Annotated in this window: 11 protein-coding genes; 7 read left to right on the forward strand and 4 right to left on the reverse strand. The window is 73.8% G+C overall.

Features of this window, described 5'->3' with window-relative positions; genetic code table 11:
* From ACFPCV_RS03650 to ACFPCV_RS03660, 3 genes are read left to right on the forward strand one after another with little or no spacing between them, the layout of a single operon-like run.
* Positions 1–5,463: a WXG100-like domain-containing protein gene (locus tag ACFPCV_RS03650; RefSeq protein ID WP_378054431.1), complete on the forward strand. Its 5,463-nt coding sequence runs from the start codon at positions 1–3 to the stop codon at positions 5,461–5,463.
* Positions 5,464–5,481: 18 nt separating this feature from the next.
* Positions 5,482–5,952 (forward strand): hypothetical protein, encoded by a 471-nt coding sequence (locus ACFPCV_RS03655; protein WP_378054433.1) that lies wholly within the window; start codon positions 5,482–5,484, stop codon positions 5,950–5,952.
* Between the two features lie 28 nt (positions 5,953–5,980).
* Complete coding sequence (locus ACFPCV_RS03660) at positions 5,981–7,534, forward strand: TNT domain-containing protein (RefSeq protein WP_378054435.1); 1,554 nt, start codon at positions 5,981–5,983, stop codon at positions 7,532–7,534.
* A gap of 207 nt (positions 7,535–7,741) precedes the next feature.
* Here the strand turns inward: ACFPCV_RS03660 and ACFPCV_RS03665 are convergent, their stop codons facing one another.
* The gene (locus ACFPCV_RS03665; protein WP_378054437.1) at positions 7,742–8,326 is read right to left on the reverse strand and encodes a TetR/AcrR family transcriptional regulator; all 585 of its coding nucleotides are present in this window, start codon (positions 8,324–8,326) and stop codon (positions 7,742–7,744) included.
* A gap of 68 nt (positions 8,327–8,394) precedes the next feature.
* Between ACFPCV_RS03665 and ACFPCV_RS03670 the strand changes: the two genes are divergently transcribed.
* Positions 8,395–8,856: a GNAT family N-acetyltransferase gene (locus tag ACFPCV_RS03670; RefSeq protein WP_378054439.1), complete on the forward strand. Its 462-nt coding sequence runs from the start codon at positions 8,395–8,397 to the stop codon at positions 8,854–8,856.
* A gap of 72 nt (positions 8,857–8,928) precedes the next feature.
* The gene (locus ACFPCV_RS03675) at positions 8,929–9,885 is read left to right on the forward strand and encodes a sensor histidine kinase (RefSeq protein ID WP_378054441.1); all 957 of its coding nucleotides are present in this window, start codon (positions 8,929–8,931) and stop codon (positions 9,883–9,885) included.
* Between the two features lie 9 nt (positions 9,886–9,894).
* Here ACFPCV_RS03675 and ACFPCV_RS03680 read toward each other — a convergent pair whose 3' ends face one another.
* From ACFPCV_RS03680 to ACFPCV_RS03690, 3 genes are read right to left on the reverse strand one after another with little or no spacing between them, the layout of a single operon-like run.
* Complete coding sequence (locus ACFPCV_RS03680; RefSeq protein ID WP_378054443.1) at positions 9,895–11,691, reverse strand: hypothetical protein; 1,797 nt, start codon at positions 11,689–11,691, stop codon at positions 9,895–9,897.
* Positions 11,688–12,362 (reverse strand): response regulator transcription factor, encoded by a 675-nt coding sequence (locus ACFPCV_RS03685; RefSeq protein WP_378054445.1) that lies wholly within the window; start codon positions 12,360–12,362, stop codon positions 11,688–11,690. Before ACFPCV_RS03685 ends, ACFPCV_RS03680 begins: the two co-directional genes overlap by 4 nt.
* Positions 12,353–12,901: a histidine kinase gene (locus ACFPCV_RS03690; protein WP_378054447.1), complete on the reverse strand. Its 549-nt coding sequence runs from the start codon at positions 12,899–12,901 to the stop codon at positions 12,353–12,355. The genes ACFPCV_RS03685 and ACFPCV_RS03690 overlap by 10 nt, the downstream gene beginning before the upstream one ends.
* Before the next feature lie 172 nt (positions 12,902–13,073).
* Between ACFPCV_RS03690 and ACFPCV_RS03695 the strand changes: the two genes are divergently transcribed.
* Together ACFPCV_RS03695 and ACFPCV_RS03700 are read left to right on the forward strand one after the other, a co-directional pair.
* The gene (locus tag ACFPCV_RS03695) at positions 13,074–15,002 is read left to right on the forward strand and encodes an Hsp70 family protein (RefSeq protein ID WP_378054449.1); all 1,929 of its coding nucleotides are present in this window, start codon (positions 13,074–13,076) and stop codon (positions 15,000–15,002) included.
* Positions 15,003–15,140: 138 nt separating this feature from the next.
* On the forward strand, positions 15,141–15,662 hold the full coding sequence (locus tag ACFPCV_RS03700; RefSeq protein ID WP_378054451.1) for a sigma-70 family RNA polymerase sigma factor: 522 nt from the start codon (positions 15,141–15,143) through the stop codon (positions 15,660–15,662).
* The last annotated feature ends 31 nt before the right edge of the window (positions 15,663–15,693 follow it).

The raw sequence follows: 15,693 nt of genomic DNA on the forward strand, positions 1-15,693 counted from the left end.
TTGTCGATCACCATCCCACCAGAGATCACCTGGCTGTTCCCGATCGTCGTCGGGGAGAGCTGGCCGGAAGGCGACGAGGACAAGCTGCGGGCGCTCGGGGACGCCTGGCGCGCGGGGGCTGTCGACGTCGGTGAGGTCATCGCGCAGGCGAAGACCGCCGCGGACCAGGCCATGGCCGGGATGGAGGGCCCTGCGGCGGACGCGTTCGAGCGGTACTGGAACACGTTCGTCGAGGGCGCCGACGCTTACCTGACACAGCTCGAGGAGGCCTGCGAGGGCCTCGGCGACTCGTGTGACAACTGCGCGCTCGAGGTGGAGTACGCCAAGTACTCGATCATCGCCGCGCTGATCCTGCTCGCGATCGAGATCGCCGCGCTGATCGCCGCCGCCTTCGGCACCTTCGGCGCGTCCACCGCAGGCATCCCGATCGCGCAGGCCGCCACCCGCATCACCGTGCAGATGATCTTCCGCCAGCTGATCATGGCGATCCTGCGCGAGGTGCTGATCGAGGTCGGCATCGACGTCGCCATCCAGGGCCTGCAGATGGCCAAGGGCGACCGCACCAGCTGGGACTGGAGCAAGACCGGCAACGCCGCCCTGTCGGGCGCGATCTCCGGCGCCATCGGCGGCGGCATGGACTTCATCCCGACCAGGGCCACCGGCCTCGGCGGCAACATCGCGGAAGGCGCCGTCCGCGGCGGCGTCGAAGGCGTGACGTCGACGGTCGCGACCGCCGCGATCACCGGCCAGGACATCACCGCGGGCGACCTGCTCCGCGCGGGCGTCTCCGGTGGCGTCGGCGGCAGCATCGGCGGCGCGACGAACCACTACAACACGCCGACGGTCAACTCGCCGGACAGCTCGAACATCCCCGGCGGCCCCGGCTCGCCGGATTCGCCTGGGACTCCCGGCGCACCCGACGGCCCATCGCCATCGCCGACCCCCTCGCCGACGCCCGGTTCGTCCAACTCGCCGGACGGTTCCGGTCCGTCGCCGACCCCGTCCACCCCGGGGAACCGCAACCCCGACAGCACGACCTCGGCCAGCGGCCTCACCCCGCCGCCGGACGGGCCATCCCCCTCGAACTCGCCAGGGTCGAGCGCGCCGCCGCGCCTCCCCATGTCCGGCCCCGGTGACGGCCCGTCGCAGAACTCGCCGAGTGGGTACACGGGTGGCCAGCAGGGTGGCGCACCGTCCCAGGCCCCGGGTGGCGGCGCCCCCCGGCCGGGCGGACCCGCGCCCAGCGCACCGAGTGGCTTCTCCAGCCCTGGTTCTTCGCCTGGCGGTTCTCCCGGTGGCAGCCCCGGCGGTTCTCCCGGAGGGAGTCCCGGGAGCTCCACGCCGGGTGGTTCCACACCGGGCAGCTCCAGCAGTACCCCTGGCGGCAGCCCCGGCTCGACGCCGGGCGGGACTGGTTCCGGCAGCCCGGGCAGCGGCGCACCGACGCCTGGCAGCGCCAACCCTGGCGGCCCGAACACGGGCAACCCCGGTGGCGGTCCCACGCCCGGCGGCCCCGGCGCGGGCAACCCCGGCGGCGGCACACCCGGGGGGCCCAGCGCGGGCAGTCCCGGCGGCGGGCCCACGCCCGGCGGCCCAACTCCAGGTGGTCCTACTCCAGGTGGCCCGACTCCGGGTGGTCCGACGCCAGGCAGCCCGATGCCCGGTGGCCCCAGCGCAAGCGGCCCGGCTCCAGGTGGCCCGACGCCGGGCGGCCCGGCTCCAGGTGGTCCCACGCCCGGCAACTCCATGCCCGGCGGTCTCAACGCAGGCGGCCCGACTCCGGGTGGTCCGACTCCGGGTGGTCCGACCCCGGGTGGTCCCACGCCAGGTGGTCCGGTCCCGACCGGTGGGCCCGGCTTCGGCCCGACCGGCTCCACCCCGGGCGGCAACAGCGGCCCGGCGCCGAGCGGCTTCAACTCCCCCGGCGACGGCCAGGGCGGCAACCAGGGTGGCGCGGGCCCGGTGGGCGGCGCACCCGTGGGTGGCGCCCCCGGCGGTGGCCCCGGGGGCCGCCAGGGCGAAGGCAACGCGTACCCGACGACCGGTGCCAGCACGGCAGCCCCGTCCGCGTTCGCCGACACCGGCAACACCTACGCCGACCCGCGCGGCGGCAGCCCGTCCGACCGGATGCCCGACCAGCGCGGTGTCCCCCAGCAGCCGAACCAGGGTTACGCGGGGTCACCGGCAACCGGCGGTTTCGGCCCGCAACCTGGCGGACCGGCCCCGCAGTCTGGCGGACCGGCCCCGCAGCCGGGTGGCCCCGGCGGACGCCCTCCGTTCGGTCCCGGTACCAACCCCAACCCGGGCCAGGGCTTCGGCCCCCGCCCGGACGGCGGCCCCCAGGCTCTGAACCGCCCACCGCAGTCCGGTCAGCCCCAACCGGGTGGCCCGTCGATGCGCCAGGACACCGGCAGCCCGGCCCGGCCCGACGCCACCACGCGTCCCGACGGCACCCCGGCCCGACCCGACAACACGCCGAACCGGCTCGACACCACCCGTCCGGACGGGACGCGTCCCGACGGCACCCCGACCAGGCCGGACGCCACCAACCGACCGGACACCACCACCCGTCCCGACGGAAACCGGTCCGAAGCCACCCCGGCACGGCCCGACAACACGCCGAACCGGCCGGACACCACGGACCGCACCGACACCGACACCCGTCCGGACACCACCCGTCCCGACGGCACGCCGGAGCCGGGCCGGTCCCCCGAGCCCGACGTGTCCCGCTCCCCCGAGCCGGACGCGTCCCGGTCCCCGGACGAGGGCGCGCCGACCCCGGACGACGGCACCAAGCCGGACCAGCCCATCAACGGCGAGGACTCGGACGGCCCCACGCCCGACGACGACGCACCGGCCACCGACAGCACGGACCCGGACACGGACGCGCCGCCGGTCAAGGGTGAGCCCGACGACGGCCCGCCGGTCGACGAAGAAGGCGTGCCGCTCAACTACCTCGGCAACCGCCACGGTGAACACCCGTTCGCCGACATGGGTCCGTACGTCCCGATGGGCGGCGACCGCTCCAACGGGATGGGCAGCTACGACCAGCGTGTCGCCTCGCTCATCGGGGACCACAACCCGTGGGGTGTGCACGGCACGCGGGACGAGTTCAACGCCAACCACCGGCCCGACGGGACCTTCGCGACCAACCGGTGGCCCGACAACGACGGTGCGGTGCCCGGTTCCGAGCGGCAGGTCACGCTGCCCCCGGGCACGGTCATCGACCGGTTCGGGGCCGAGAGCGGGCGGTTCTTCTCGCCGCTCGACCCGAACGGCCAGCCGTACCACTACCGCGACCGGGCGATCTTCCCGGACAACGCGCAGGTCGGCTACCACGTCTACGTCGTGACGGACCCGAACGGGCTCCAGGGCGAGCTGGCCGACGTCGCGCCCGCGCTCGGGCAGCCCGGCGGCGGCAGGCAGTTCACGCTGCCCGAGCACGTCAAGCTGCAGCAGCTGCTCGATGCGGGTCTCCTCACCGAGGTGCGCGTCCCGCCCGCCGACGGCCGGGTGCTGCCGGACTCGTTCGGCCGCGACAACGGTGACGGCACGCAGAACACCGACACCGTCTCCCTCGACGACACCGGCAACGACACCGGCACCGGCACCGATCCGACGACCGACCCCGACCGGACCGCGCCGGACACCGGCGCGGCACCACCGCTGCCGGACGACCTGCGGCAGGTCGCGGACGACAGCAGCTTCCGCACCCCGGCGGGCGGCGCGCTGTTCGACGGGTCGGACGTCCGCACCCGGAACGCGGCGAACGCCGTCGCGCCGATCGACGGGCACTTCGTCCTCGACGTGCACAGCGACGGCCGGCACGCGATCGTCGACGGTCAGCAGCTCAACGGCGGCGACCTCGCCGACCTGGCCCGGCACCTGGGCTGGAACGGCACCGACCCGATCATCCTCAACGGGTGTGAGGCGGGGCGCCACCCGGACGGGCTGGCCGCCGACCTGGCGCGGGCGTCGAACGCACAGGTCATCGCGCCGACCGAGCGGTCGTGGTCCGGTGAGCAGAACACGACGCCGTACTCGTCCAGCGTCGACAGCGTCGACGACCGGGGCCGGTCCCGGCCGACCATCCCGCCGGACGGCGGCTGGCGGTCGTTCGACCCCGAGGGCGGCATGCGCGACACCGGCGGCAACGGCCTGCCCGTCGACACCCAGAACACGCAGGCAGGCGACCAGACCGGCAGGCCGGACCCGGACACCACCACGGACACGGCCGGCACGCCGGGCGACGGCCCGACCCAGGAGAACCGCCAGCCGATCCCGCACGGCAACGATGTCGACCGCGGCCGGATCCAGTCGCCGTTCAACCCGCCGACGGTCACCGACCCCGGTGCGCCGCACACGATCCGCGTCGACGACAACGCGGCCGCGTCGGCGAACCAGAACGACCCGCACCGGCCGCTGCGCGATGGTGAGCGGCTGATCGGGCGGACCGGGCTCACACCCAACTCGCAGTACGACGTCCCCGGTCGCGGCACCTACTACACCGACGGCACCGGCACGATCACGCACGCCGACCTCGAGGTGTCGAACACGCGAGACGGAATGAAGGCGTCCGGCGCCGACCAGAACCCGGACGCGTCCTACCCGGAGCCGAACACGACCTACCGGATCGACGTGGACGGCTCCCAGCACACCTACACCACGGACGCCGCCGGACTGCCGCCCAGGTACACGGAGTGGAACCCGCCGCAGCCGACCGGCACCCCGGCGCAGTTCCCCTCCACCGACCCGAACCTGCCGCCGAACGACCCGAGGGTCCGGCCGCCGACACGGGGCGACGCGCTCAGCGACCGCGCCTGCTGGCCGCCGAACTCGGAGGTCGTCCACGTCACGCCGAACGGGACCACCCGCCTCTACACCGGTGACGCGGACCCGAACACCGGCATGGCCGGGGTCGTGGCGATCGACACGTGGTCGAGCCCCGGCAACGGCGCCAACAACAACGTGCTCGTCGCCGACCTCAACCCGGAGCTCAACAACCTCCCGCCGAACACGGTCACGCGGATCAACGGTCAGGACGTCTACGTGACGAACGACCATGGCGTGACCTACCACGCGACCGACGAACGCACCTACGGGCACTCGGCACCACGCAGCCAGGAGGCGCAGGACCTGATCGCGGCGCTGGGCTCCGGCACGGACGGCGGGCACATCCGGCCCACCGCGGCCGACGGCGCACCGGACGCGCGCAACCAGTTCCCGCAGGACAGCAACGAGAACCGGCCGCAGTCGGGCCAGCCGTCCAGGGAGACCTGGTACGGCCAGGACCGGGAGGCCGGGCGGGAACAGCGCCGCGGCACCGACTACCTGTGGCACGACCTCGAGACGGAGGGTTCGCACACGGCCAACCCGGCACAACCGCAGGTGGTGCACGAGCGGTGGGTGATGCGGGACAGCAGTGGCAGGATCAGGCTGCACTTCCGGCGTTACGACAACTAGCAGGAGAATCGCGACACCATGTCTGAGCCCAGGGACGAGCAGGCCCGGCAACAGCGGTACGAGGAGTTGCTGCAGCAGGTCGGTGCGGCGCTGATCGGCGCCGCACCGCAGGGGTGGCGCCGGATCGACCTGATCGCGAAGATCGCCGAGGGCGTGCAGGACTTCGGCCTCACCGTGATCATGTCCGACATGTCCTACGCGGAGGTCGACACGCCCCCGCAGGCCGGGCAGGCACTCCTGGAGCTGCGCAAGCTGATGTACGAGCCGGACCGCGGCGCGTGGCTGTCGGCGAGGTACGTGATCAACCCGCCCGGCGAGTTCCGTATCTTCTACAACTACGACCACGACCCGCTGTGGGAGCCACCAATCCCGCCCGCGTACCTCGAGCGTGACCTCGCGACCTATCCTCGGCCCGCGGAGAAGGTCCCCGGCTGGCTCCGGCGTTCGATCGAGCAGGCCAGGACGAGCGGCCGGCCCGAAGCACACTGATCTCGCCTGCTAGGAGGGACCTTCTTTCATGACCCGCCCAACGCCGCTCGGTTTCGAGGAACAGCGCGACCTGCAGCGGAAGATCGCCGATCTGCTCGTGGTGCGCGCGCCGGCCGATCGCGACCAGATCCGGGTGATGTACCGCGCCACGGGCAACCACGAGGAGATGGTCGGGCACATCCTCGGCATCGACGGCAAGCTCCGGGAGTGGGAGCCGCCGCGTGAACTGGTGGAGTACTACCGGCAGTTGCGGGCGGGCATGTACCGCGAGGAGGCCGGCACGTGGTCGGCCGCCAGCACGGTGGTCGAGTACCCGATCAAGATCTCGGTCAACTACCTGTTCGAGGAGGACCCGCGCTGGTTGCAGGCGCCGCCCCGCACCGCGGTGCTCGACGAGCTGGAGATGTTCCCCAGGAAGCCGGACAACGTCGCCGACTGGATGAAGACCGTGCTGCCGAACGCGGAGCGGGTGGCCGAGGTCGCGGGCCGGTTCCGGCACGCGCGCATCTTCGACTTCCGCGACCAGGGCGGCAGGCCGGTCGTCAACCGGCCGCCGGTGCCCGACGGCGAGGTGGCGCAGGTGCTGGAGTACCTGAACACCGCGCACGTGATCATGGGTGGCCGCGGCTTCGACAAGGACCTGTTCGACCCGAACAGCGCACCGGACGTGCCTGCGGCGTTCCACACCGACGGCACCTGGATCTGGCCCGCTTCGGTGCCGCACTACCTGGCCAAGCACGGCGTGCCGCCGGAGGCGGACCTCGTCGCGCACATCCGCGGCCAGGCGTTCACCCCGCCTCCGCTCGACCAGGACGCCAAGGACGCCGCGTACATCGCGCTCACCGGTGAGGTCCCGGCTCCTACGGCACAGGCACCGGCGGCTCCGCAGGCTCCCGCGGCACAGGCACCGGCGGCTCCGCAGGCTCCCGCGGCACAGGCACCGGCACCGTCCGGCGACCTGTCCGAAGGCGACCGCCGGGTCCTGGCGATCATCGAGCGCCGGGTCAGCGAGGCGGGCGCGATCCCCGAGGCGTACCGGATCCTCGGCAGTGCCGAAGGCGCCACGTGCCTCGAGCGCGTCGGCGACGAGTGGCAGGTCGCGGACTACGAGCGCGGCAAGGCCCGCAACCCGCAGCGCTTCGCACACCTGTGGGACGCGGGCGCGTACCTGCTCGGCACGCTGACGATCACGCCGGTGAGCCTGCGTGCGGGCGGCAGCGACCGGAACACGGCGCAGGCGCTCAACGACTGGCCCGTGCAGCCGCTGCCGGGCGAGCCGCCGCTCACGCTGCTCGCGGAGAAGCACATGGCGGTGCTCATGCCGGGCCGTGAGGTGATCCGCTACGGCCAGCCCGCCGGGAACCTGACCTTCGCCGGGGACACCGAGTTCGCCGCGATGTCGCTGCGTGCCGAGCGCGAGCAGCAGGGCCCGCGCCGCTACCGCGTGATGCGGGAGCTGCGGACCCTGTCGGGCCGGACCGTGCCGTGGCACAACCAGCCCGGCGGCGGCACGGCGTACCTGCTGCCCAAGTCGGTCGACGAGCACCTCGCGGACGGCAGCCTCACCGAGGTCACCGAGTAGAAAGCTGGGATCGGCAGACAGCGCGCCCCACAGCACGGTGCGGACCCTGGTGTCCAAGCCGCACCCCCCACGGTCCGGCGAGACGGTCCTCGCCGACCCGCGCAGGCCGGGCGCGTACCTGTCGCGGGCCCAGCGATGGCGTGGCGCGGATCAGCCGGACAGCCTGCACCGGCACCCGGACCACGCGGGCGGGTCCGGTTTCCCGGATCACAGGCCGAAGGCGGTCAGTGTCGCGTCCAACATGGACCGCTGGGCCCGTGGTGGGTAGGTCGCCGGGTCGGCGGAGGCCAGGGCCGCCGCGCCTTCGACCATCGCGATCAGCGCGAACGCCGTCGTCGTCACGCGCGGCGGCGGCCACGCCGGGGCGACGGCCGACACGAGCCTGCTGATCCGGTCGCGCCAGGCGTGGTTGCCGGTGCGGTGCAGTGCTGCCAGTTCCTCGTCGCCGACGGTGGCGGCCAGGAAACCGACCCATACGACGCTTTCCGTCGCGGTTTCCTCGTCCAGTGCCATGCCCTGTGCCAGTACCGCGTGCAGGGCCGCCCTCGGGGTCGGTGCCTGCGCTTCCAGCGTGTCGGCGCGGGCTCGGGTGCGTTCGTGGAGCAACTGCCGTGCGTGCCGGAGCAGTGCCCTGCGGTTGGGGAAGCGGTGCATGACCAGGCCCGTCGTGCAGCCGGCCGCGGCGGCGACCGCGCGGATCGTGAGGCGCTCGATGCCTTGCCCGGCCAGGACTTCCCACACCGCACGGGAGAGCCGCTCGTGCTGGGCGGGCAGGTCGGCCGTTCGTGACACGCGTCCCAGCTCCTCACCAAGGCGTCGTAGCAACTGTTACGGTAACAGATGTTATGAGAGGAGCGGGCGTGGCTGACTGGACCATCGAGACCCGGCCCTGGGACGACCCGGCCGGCGCGGAGCTGCGCAGGCGGCAGCGGGCCGAACTCGACGCCCGCTACGGCAGCGACGACCACGAACCCGGTCCCCCGCCGTCCGCGGCCGACGTGGACGTCTTCCTCGTCGCGGTCGGCCACGACGGCACCGCCATCGCCTGTGGTGCGCTGCGTTGCCTGTCCGAGGACGCCGCCGAGGTCAAGCGGATGTACGTGGTGCCGGAACGGCGTGGGTCCGGTGTCGCCACGAGTGTGCTGCGGGCACTCGAAACGGCCGCCGCCGAGCGGGGCAGGCGCACGCTGCGACTGGAGACCGGCACCGAACAGCCTGACGCGCAACGGTTCTACCGGCGCGAGGGCTACCGCGAGATTCCCCTGTTCGGCAACTACGTCGGTTCGGCGCTGTCGGTCTGCTTCGAACGCGCGCTGTCCTGACCGTTGAGGCCCGGCTGATGCCCCGAACGGGTGGATGGGCGGCGGGACGCCCCCGGTAGGTAGCGTCGGAGTGTGCGCAACCGCGAGCGACGCGTAGCCGAGGCGATCACAGCCTACCTCGCGCGGGACGGTCAGCAGCCGGACCCGCGTGCGCTTGCCCGCGTGGTCGGCGAGGCGGCCGGGGCGACCGGCTGCGCGCTGGTCGTCGACGGCCGGCGGTACCAGTGGGGTGTGGGCACCGGGCCCTGGCTGGAGCACGAGATCACCAACGGTGGCACGGTCGTCGGCACGCTGGCGGTCGCGCCGGAGTCGGTCGGCGCGCTGCCTGCGGTCGCCGCCGTGCTGGGGGCGCCCGCCGCGGTGCTCGCGCTGGCCGGGGAAACGGACCGGCTGCGCCGCGACGGTGACGCCGCCGCCAGGGCGCTGGTCGACGACCGGTGGCGGGCCGCGGCGGAGATGGAGCAGGAGCGGCGCGGCCTGGAACGCGACCTGCACGACGGCGCCCAGCACCACCTGGTGGCGCTGCGGATGTCGCTGGCGCTCGCCGAGCACGCGATCGGCATCGGCGCTGGGCGCGAGCGGGTCGCGGACCTGCTGGCACAGCTGGACCGGGCCGAACGGGTGCTGGTCGACACCGCTGCCGGGATCCTGCCGGTCGCGCTGGTGGCCGACGGCCTCGCGGCGGCGCTTGGCGCGGAGCTGGCCAGGCACGGCAACGTCACGCTCGACACGGCCGCGCTGCGCAGGCGCTATCCGGCACCGGTCGAGTCGGCGGTGTACTTCGTGGTGCTGGAGGCGGTGAACAACGCGCACAAGCACGCGGTGGGCGCGCGGGTCACGGTCACCGTGCGGGACAGCTACCAGGGCCTGGAGTTCGGCGTGACCGACGACGGTCCGGGGTTCGCCATGGCCGCGCCCGGTGCGGGCCTGCCGGGTCTGCGGGCACGTGCGGCTTCGGTGGGCGGGGCCGTCGAGGTGCGCTCCGCACCGGGCGCGGGCACCACGGTGACCGGCGTGGTGCCGCTCTGAGCCACCGTTTCAGTGCGGCAGCAGACCTTCAGCGGTCCGGACCAGCACCTCGCACGCGGCGCGGTCGCGCCCGCCTGCCGCGGGATGCGCACCGTGGGCGCGCCAGCGGGTGATCGCGGCACGGGCGGCGGTGGTCACCTCGTCGTCGGTGGCGGTCGGGGGCAGGCCGAGACGGTCGCGGACAGCCATGCCCTCCGCGCCGAGCAGGCGGGCCGCGACCACGGTCAGTCCGCGCAGCACGCCGCCGCGCGCGAGGTCGTCCAGCAGGTCCAGCTCGGCGAACTCGTGCGCGTCCACGCCCACCCGGTCGACCGCCCACCGCAGGCGGTGGTCGGGTGGCAGGGCACGCACCAGGTCGGTCATCGCGGTCACCGCGCGGCGGGCGGCGATCACCGGGCCGCGGAGGGCGAGCGCCGTGGTCAGCACCTTCAGGCGGGACGCGAACTCCCCCTGCTCCGCCTCGGTCAGCGCCACCCGGTGGCGGCCGCCGCGCAGCGCGGTCCGGAACTCCGGTGCGGGCGCGGTCCGGCACAGCACCGCCGCGACACCGCCGCGGGGGCCGTGCTCGGCGAGGAACTCCTCGGCGAGCGCGCGATCCGCCTGCGCGTCGACCACCAGCACCGAGACGCCGGGGACCGCGTGCGGGGGCTCCCCCTTGCCGACGACCGCGAGCCGCACCGGCATGGTCAGCCGCTCCGCCACCGCGTCCCACGCCGCGCGTTCCGGCCGGCCCTCGGTGGCGTCCTGGCCCTGCCGCACCAGGTCGCGCACCTGCCGGTAGACGGCACACCGCTCCAGCACGGCCGGGTCGGCCACCGCCGGTGTCGCCGCCTCGATGCGTTCCGCCAGCCGCACGGTGACCACCGCGGCGCCGTCCGCCACCCCGCATGCCATGTCGCCGCCGAGGACCGCGACCCGGTCGACGTCCTGGACCAGGGCGTGGCGCAGGTCGGCCGCGGTGAGCGGGCCCTCGGCGCGGACGCTGGCACGCAACGCGTCGTCGCGGCCGAAGGTCACCGTCACCGGGTGCGGGGAGTCCTCGCCAGCCAACAGGTTCAGCGCGGCCGCCACCGCGTGGTAGAAACCGGACTCCAGCTGCCAGCCCACCCGCCTGCCCAGATCGCCCGCGAAGGTCACCGGGCGGGGCAGGGTCGCGGCCAGCTCCTCGAGCGCGGCGCGCGGCCCGCGGTCGGGCAGCATCGCCGGGAACACGCCGCGCACCACGACGCGAAAGCCGTCGATCAGCTCGTCCAGCGCGTCGCGGGCGACATCGAGACCGGAGCCGTCGGTCGCCGCGGCACGCAGGCGTTCCCGCACGGCGGCGAGGTCGCGCAGGGTGGTCGCGGTGATCGCCCTGACCAGCCGGTGCCGTTCCAGGTCGCGAACCCGGTCGAGGCGGGCGCGAGCGGTGGCGAGCTCCCCGCGCAGCCTGCGTGCCCGCAGCTCCGCGGTGTCGTGCTCGGTGCGCTGCCGAGCGAGGCGGACGGCCGGCCCGAGCCAGACGGCGGTGTCGTGGAGCAGGGCGCCGGCCGCGTCGTCCTGCCGGGCCGGTGCGAGGACGAACACCGACCCGCCGCCGGCGACCGGCCGCACGCCTGCCGCGTCGGCGACCGAGGTCAGCCCCGGCGGCCACGACTCGACGACGGCGTGACCGCGGTCGGCGGGCACCGCGTAGGCGGCCTGTCCGCCGACGCCGTCTGCGAGGTTGCGGAGCAGCGCCGCGGTCAGTTCCTCCGCAGGCGCGGCGGCGGCCACCTCGTACGGCGCGACGCCGCCCCTGCGCCTGCGCAGCACCTGCCCGGTCACTGCGCGGACCCGTCGATCCGGTTCGCCTGCAGGTAGGCCAGCACCGCGAGCACGCGCCGGTGGTGCACCGTCGCGTCACCGGGCAGGCCGAGCTTGGTGAAGATCGCCGCGACGTGCTTCTCCACGGCCTTCGCCGAGATGAACAGCTCACCAGCGATCGCGTTGTTCGCGCGGCCCTCGGCCATCAGCCGCAGCACGTCGGTCTCCCGTTCGCTCAGTGACGCGAGCGGGCTGCCGGTCTGCCCAGCGCCACCCCGCACCAGCCGCCGCGCCAGCACCGGCTCGATCACGATCTCACCCGCCGCGATCCGGTCCAGCGTGTCGCCGAGCACCCGCACACCGGCGACCTTCTCCTTGAGCCGGTAGCCGATCCGCTCGGCGCCGATCTCCAGCACCCGCATGAGGTAGTGCGTCTCGGCGTAGTGCGACAGCAGGAGGATGCCGGTGTCGGGACGCAGTGCGCGCAGCCGTTCGGCGGTCCGCAGCCCGCCGTCGGGACCGGGTGGCATCCGGATGTCGAGGATCGCGACGTCGACGGGTTCCACCGCGACGGCCGCCACCAGCGCGTCGCCGTCGGGGTAGCACCCGGCCACCTCGTGCCCGGCTGCCTGCAGCAACAACGCGAGGCCCTCCCGGAAGAGGGCACCGTCCTCGGCGACCGCTACGCGCACCGCAGCACCGCCCGGTGTTCGCGGCGCGCGGTCCCGCCCGGCTCCTGGTCGGAGATGCTCACCCGCACGATCCGTCGTCCCCGTACGCGCACCCGCACCACGCTACCGGGGCGCAGCGTGTGGAAGTGGTCGGTGACCAGCAGGCCGGCCCGCGACCTGGCCTCCGCGCACAGTTCGGCGCGCGGCAGGTCGAGCAGCAGCCGCAGCCCCCGGTGCTCCGCGACGGCGAGCAGGCCCGGCCCGAGGCCCGCGGTCGCGAGCACCGGCGGGTAGATCACCGAACCGACGCGGCGCAGGTCCTCCAGGATGTCGGTGACCCGGTCCTGTGCCGCGGCGATCCGTTCCTCGACGCGGGCGTCACCCGCGGTCGCCGAGATCATGCCGAGTTCCAGTGCCAGCGCGGACATGTCGGCCACCGCGCCGTCGTGGAGGGTCCGTTCGAGGCCGAAGCGGTGCCGGACGTCGGCGCGGCCGGGCGGCCGGAGCAGGCCCGGCAGCGAGACGCAGATCCGGTGCAACCAACGGACGAGACGGGGCACCCTGCCAGGGTTCCCGCACCACGTACGCGCGACAAGGGTGCCGCCCCTCCTCCCAGGTAGGGATATCCCCCGCACCATGTTGCTCCGTACTGTAATCAATCTGTGCTTGTGTGTGATTGACTTGACTTACGTGGGCTTGCTTTGATGACGAGACGGATCACATGGAGGTGTCGTGCGGTACGCCGTGGGTATCGATCTTGGCACCACGTTCACCGCCGCGGCGGTCGGGGACGCGGCCGGGACACGGATGGTGGCGCTGTCGCCGGAGATCGTGGTCCCGTCCGTCGCCTGCCACACCCTGGACGGCACGCTGCTCACCGGCGCCGCCGCGGTGGCGGCGGCGGCCGACGACCCGGCCCGGCTGGGACGCGGGTACAAACGCAGGCTCGGCGACCCGACGCCGCTCATGCTCGGCGGCGCCGCCTACTCGCCGGCCGCGCTGATGGCCGCGCAGCTGCGGACCGTGCTCGACCAGGTCACGCACGTGGTCGGCGCCGCGCCGGAGTCGGTGGTGCTGACCTGTCCCGCGATCTGGGGCCCGTACCGGCGCGAGCAGTTCGCCGAGGTGCCAAGGCTCGCCGACGTCGGCGAGTACACGCTGATCACCGAGCCGGAGGCCGCGGCACGCCACTACAGCCGGGAACGCACGCTCGGCGACGGTGAGATCGTCGCCGTGTACGACCTCGGCGGCGGCACCCTCGACACCACCGTGCTGCGCATGCGGGCCGACAGCATGGAGATCCTCGGCACGCCGGAGGGCATCGAGCACCTCGGCGGCATGGACTTCGACGACGCGCTGCTCGCCCACCTCGACGAGCGGCTCGACGGCGCGATCAGCAGGCTGGACCCGATCGACCCGGTCGCCGCCGACGCGCTCGCTCGGATCCGCGCGCTGTGCGTGCGCACCAAGATCGAGCTGTCAACCGAACCGGACGTGACGCTGACCGTGCCGCTGCCCTCCGGGCCGCGCGAGGTGACGGTCACCCGGCTGGAGTTCAACACGGTGATCCGGCCGTCGGTTGAGCTGACCATCGGCGCGCTGCGGCGCACGATCACCTCCGCGGGTCTCAGGGACGACGACCTGTCCGCTGTGCTGCTCGCCGGCGGCTCGTCGCGGGTCCCGCTGGTGACGCAGCTGGTGTTCGAGGAGTTCGACAGGCCGGTCCGGGTCACGCAGCACCCGAAGTTCACCGTCGCGCTCGGCGCGGCGACCGTCGCGGCACAGGCGCTGACCGCACCGGCTCCCCCGGTGGCCGCACCGCCGCCGCCCGCCGAGCCCGTCGTGGTGCCCGCCAAGGGCAGGCGCCGCTGGCTGGTGCCGGCGGCCGCCGGTGTGCTCGTCGTGGCCGCCACCCTGGTCGCCGCGCTGCTGATGGTCGGCGACGACGGGCACACGGTCGGCGCGGCCGCGAACACCAGGTCCCAGGAGCAGACGACCACCACCACCACGACCGCCGAGACCACCACGGCGGCCACCGCCGCCGCCCCCGGCACGGTCGCCGCGCCGGGCACCGGGTCCGCGACCGGTTCGGTGACCGCGCCCCCGCCCGCACCCGAGCCGCTGACGGTGTTGGGCGACAAGCTCGCCCCGCCGTACCGCGCGTTCATCTCCTCGGCGGAGAAGTGGGACGGCACGGAGCTGATCGGCGCGAGCACCGCGTCCCACGCGGCGATCTCCGCGAACCTCGCCGACGGGCTGCGCGTGTCGTGGCCCGGCGGCTCGCCGGGCCAGGTGTACCTGCAGACGGTGAACCACAGCCGGGACTTGTCCTCCTATGTGGACAACAAGGGTGCGCTGCGGTTCGACGTGCAGGTGCACAAGGCGGGCCCCGGCGCGACGTCCGTCGCCGCGCACTGCCGCTACCCGTGCGGCGGCCAGCTGAACGTCACCGAGCTGTTCCGGCAGCTGCCGGTCGGCAAGCAGACGCGGCTCACGATCCCGTTGACGTGCTTCACCGAGGCCGGTCTCGACAAGACCGTGGTCGACACCCCGTTCCTGGTCTACGCGGAAGGCCCGCTCGACGTGACCTTCCGTAACGTGGAGTGGGTCATGGATGCCGCCGATGACCCGAATGCGACGCCCTGCTCCGACCTTTTGTGACGCAGAGTCGGTCAATGGGGTTATCCCTACCCGAGGCCGCGGGATAACCTCCTGACCTGGGGGGATATACCCAGCGACTTCCCTGTCCGCCGGCGCGACGCTTCTTCTCGAAGCGAAGCGAGACGGGGAGGTCGGGACATGGTCAGCACCGGGGTCACCATCGACGCGGTCATGAGCGCGCACGGCGCCGCTCTGCAGAACTACGCCACGCGCCTGACAGGTGGCGACCGGCACGCCGCGGAGGACGTCGTGCAGGAGACGTGGGTACGGGCGTGGCGCCACCTCGACCGGCTCACCGAGCACCACGGCTCGGTCCGCGGCTGGCTGATGCGGGTCGCGCACAACATCGCCGTCGACCAGCACCGCGGCCGCCGCGCCCGGCCCACCGAGGTCGAGCTGCCCGACCAGGACCTGGAGTACGCCGCCGTGCTGCCCCCGGCGAGCGACGAGGTGGAGACGCGGGTGGTGGTCGGCGCGCTCCTCGACCGGATGTCGCCGGTGCACCGCGACACCCTCGTCGAGGTCTACTACGCCGACCGCACCGCCGCGTCCGCGGCCAAAGCGCTCGGCGTGCCGGCGGGCACGGTGAAAAGCAGGCTGCACAACGCTTTGCGCGCACTGCGCGACGTCGTCCCCGGCCGCCAGCTCGAAGCGGCCTGAGGCCAGGGCACCGCGCGCCCGGCGACTCATG

This window comes from Actinophytocola glycyrrhizae, from assembly GCF_042653545.1.
Taxonomy (GTDB): Bacteria; Actinomycetota; Actinomycetes; order Mycobacteriales; family Pseudonocardiaceae; genus Actinophytocola; species Actinophytocola glycyrrhizae.

Coding starts and splice junctions, on each gene's coding strand:
- ACFPCV_RS03700 (WP_378054451.1), top strand. CDS start 15,141: ATGGTCAGCACCGGGGTCACCATCGACGCGGTCATGAGCGCGCACGGC.
- ACFPCV_RS03655 (WP_378054433.1), top strand. CDS start 5,482: ATGTCTGAGCCCAGGGACGAGCAGGCCCGGCAACAGCGGTACGAGGAG.
- ACFPCV_RS03660 (WP_378054435.1), top strand. CDS start 5,981: ATGACCCGCCCAACGCCGCTCGGTTTCGAGGAACAGCGCGACCTGCAG.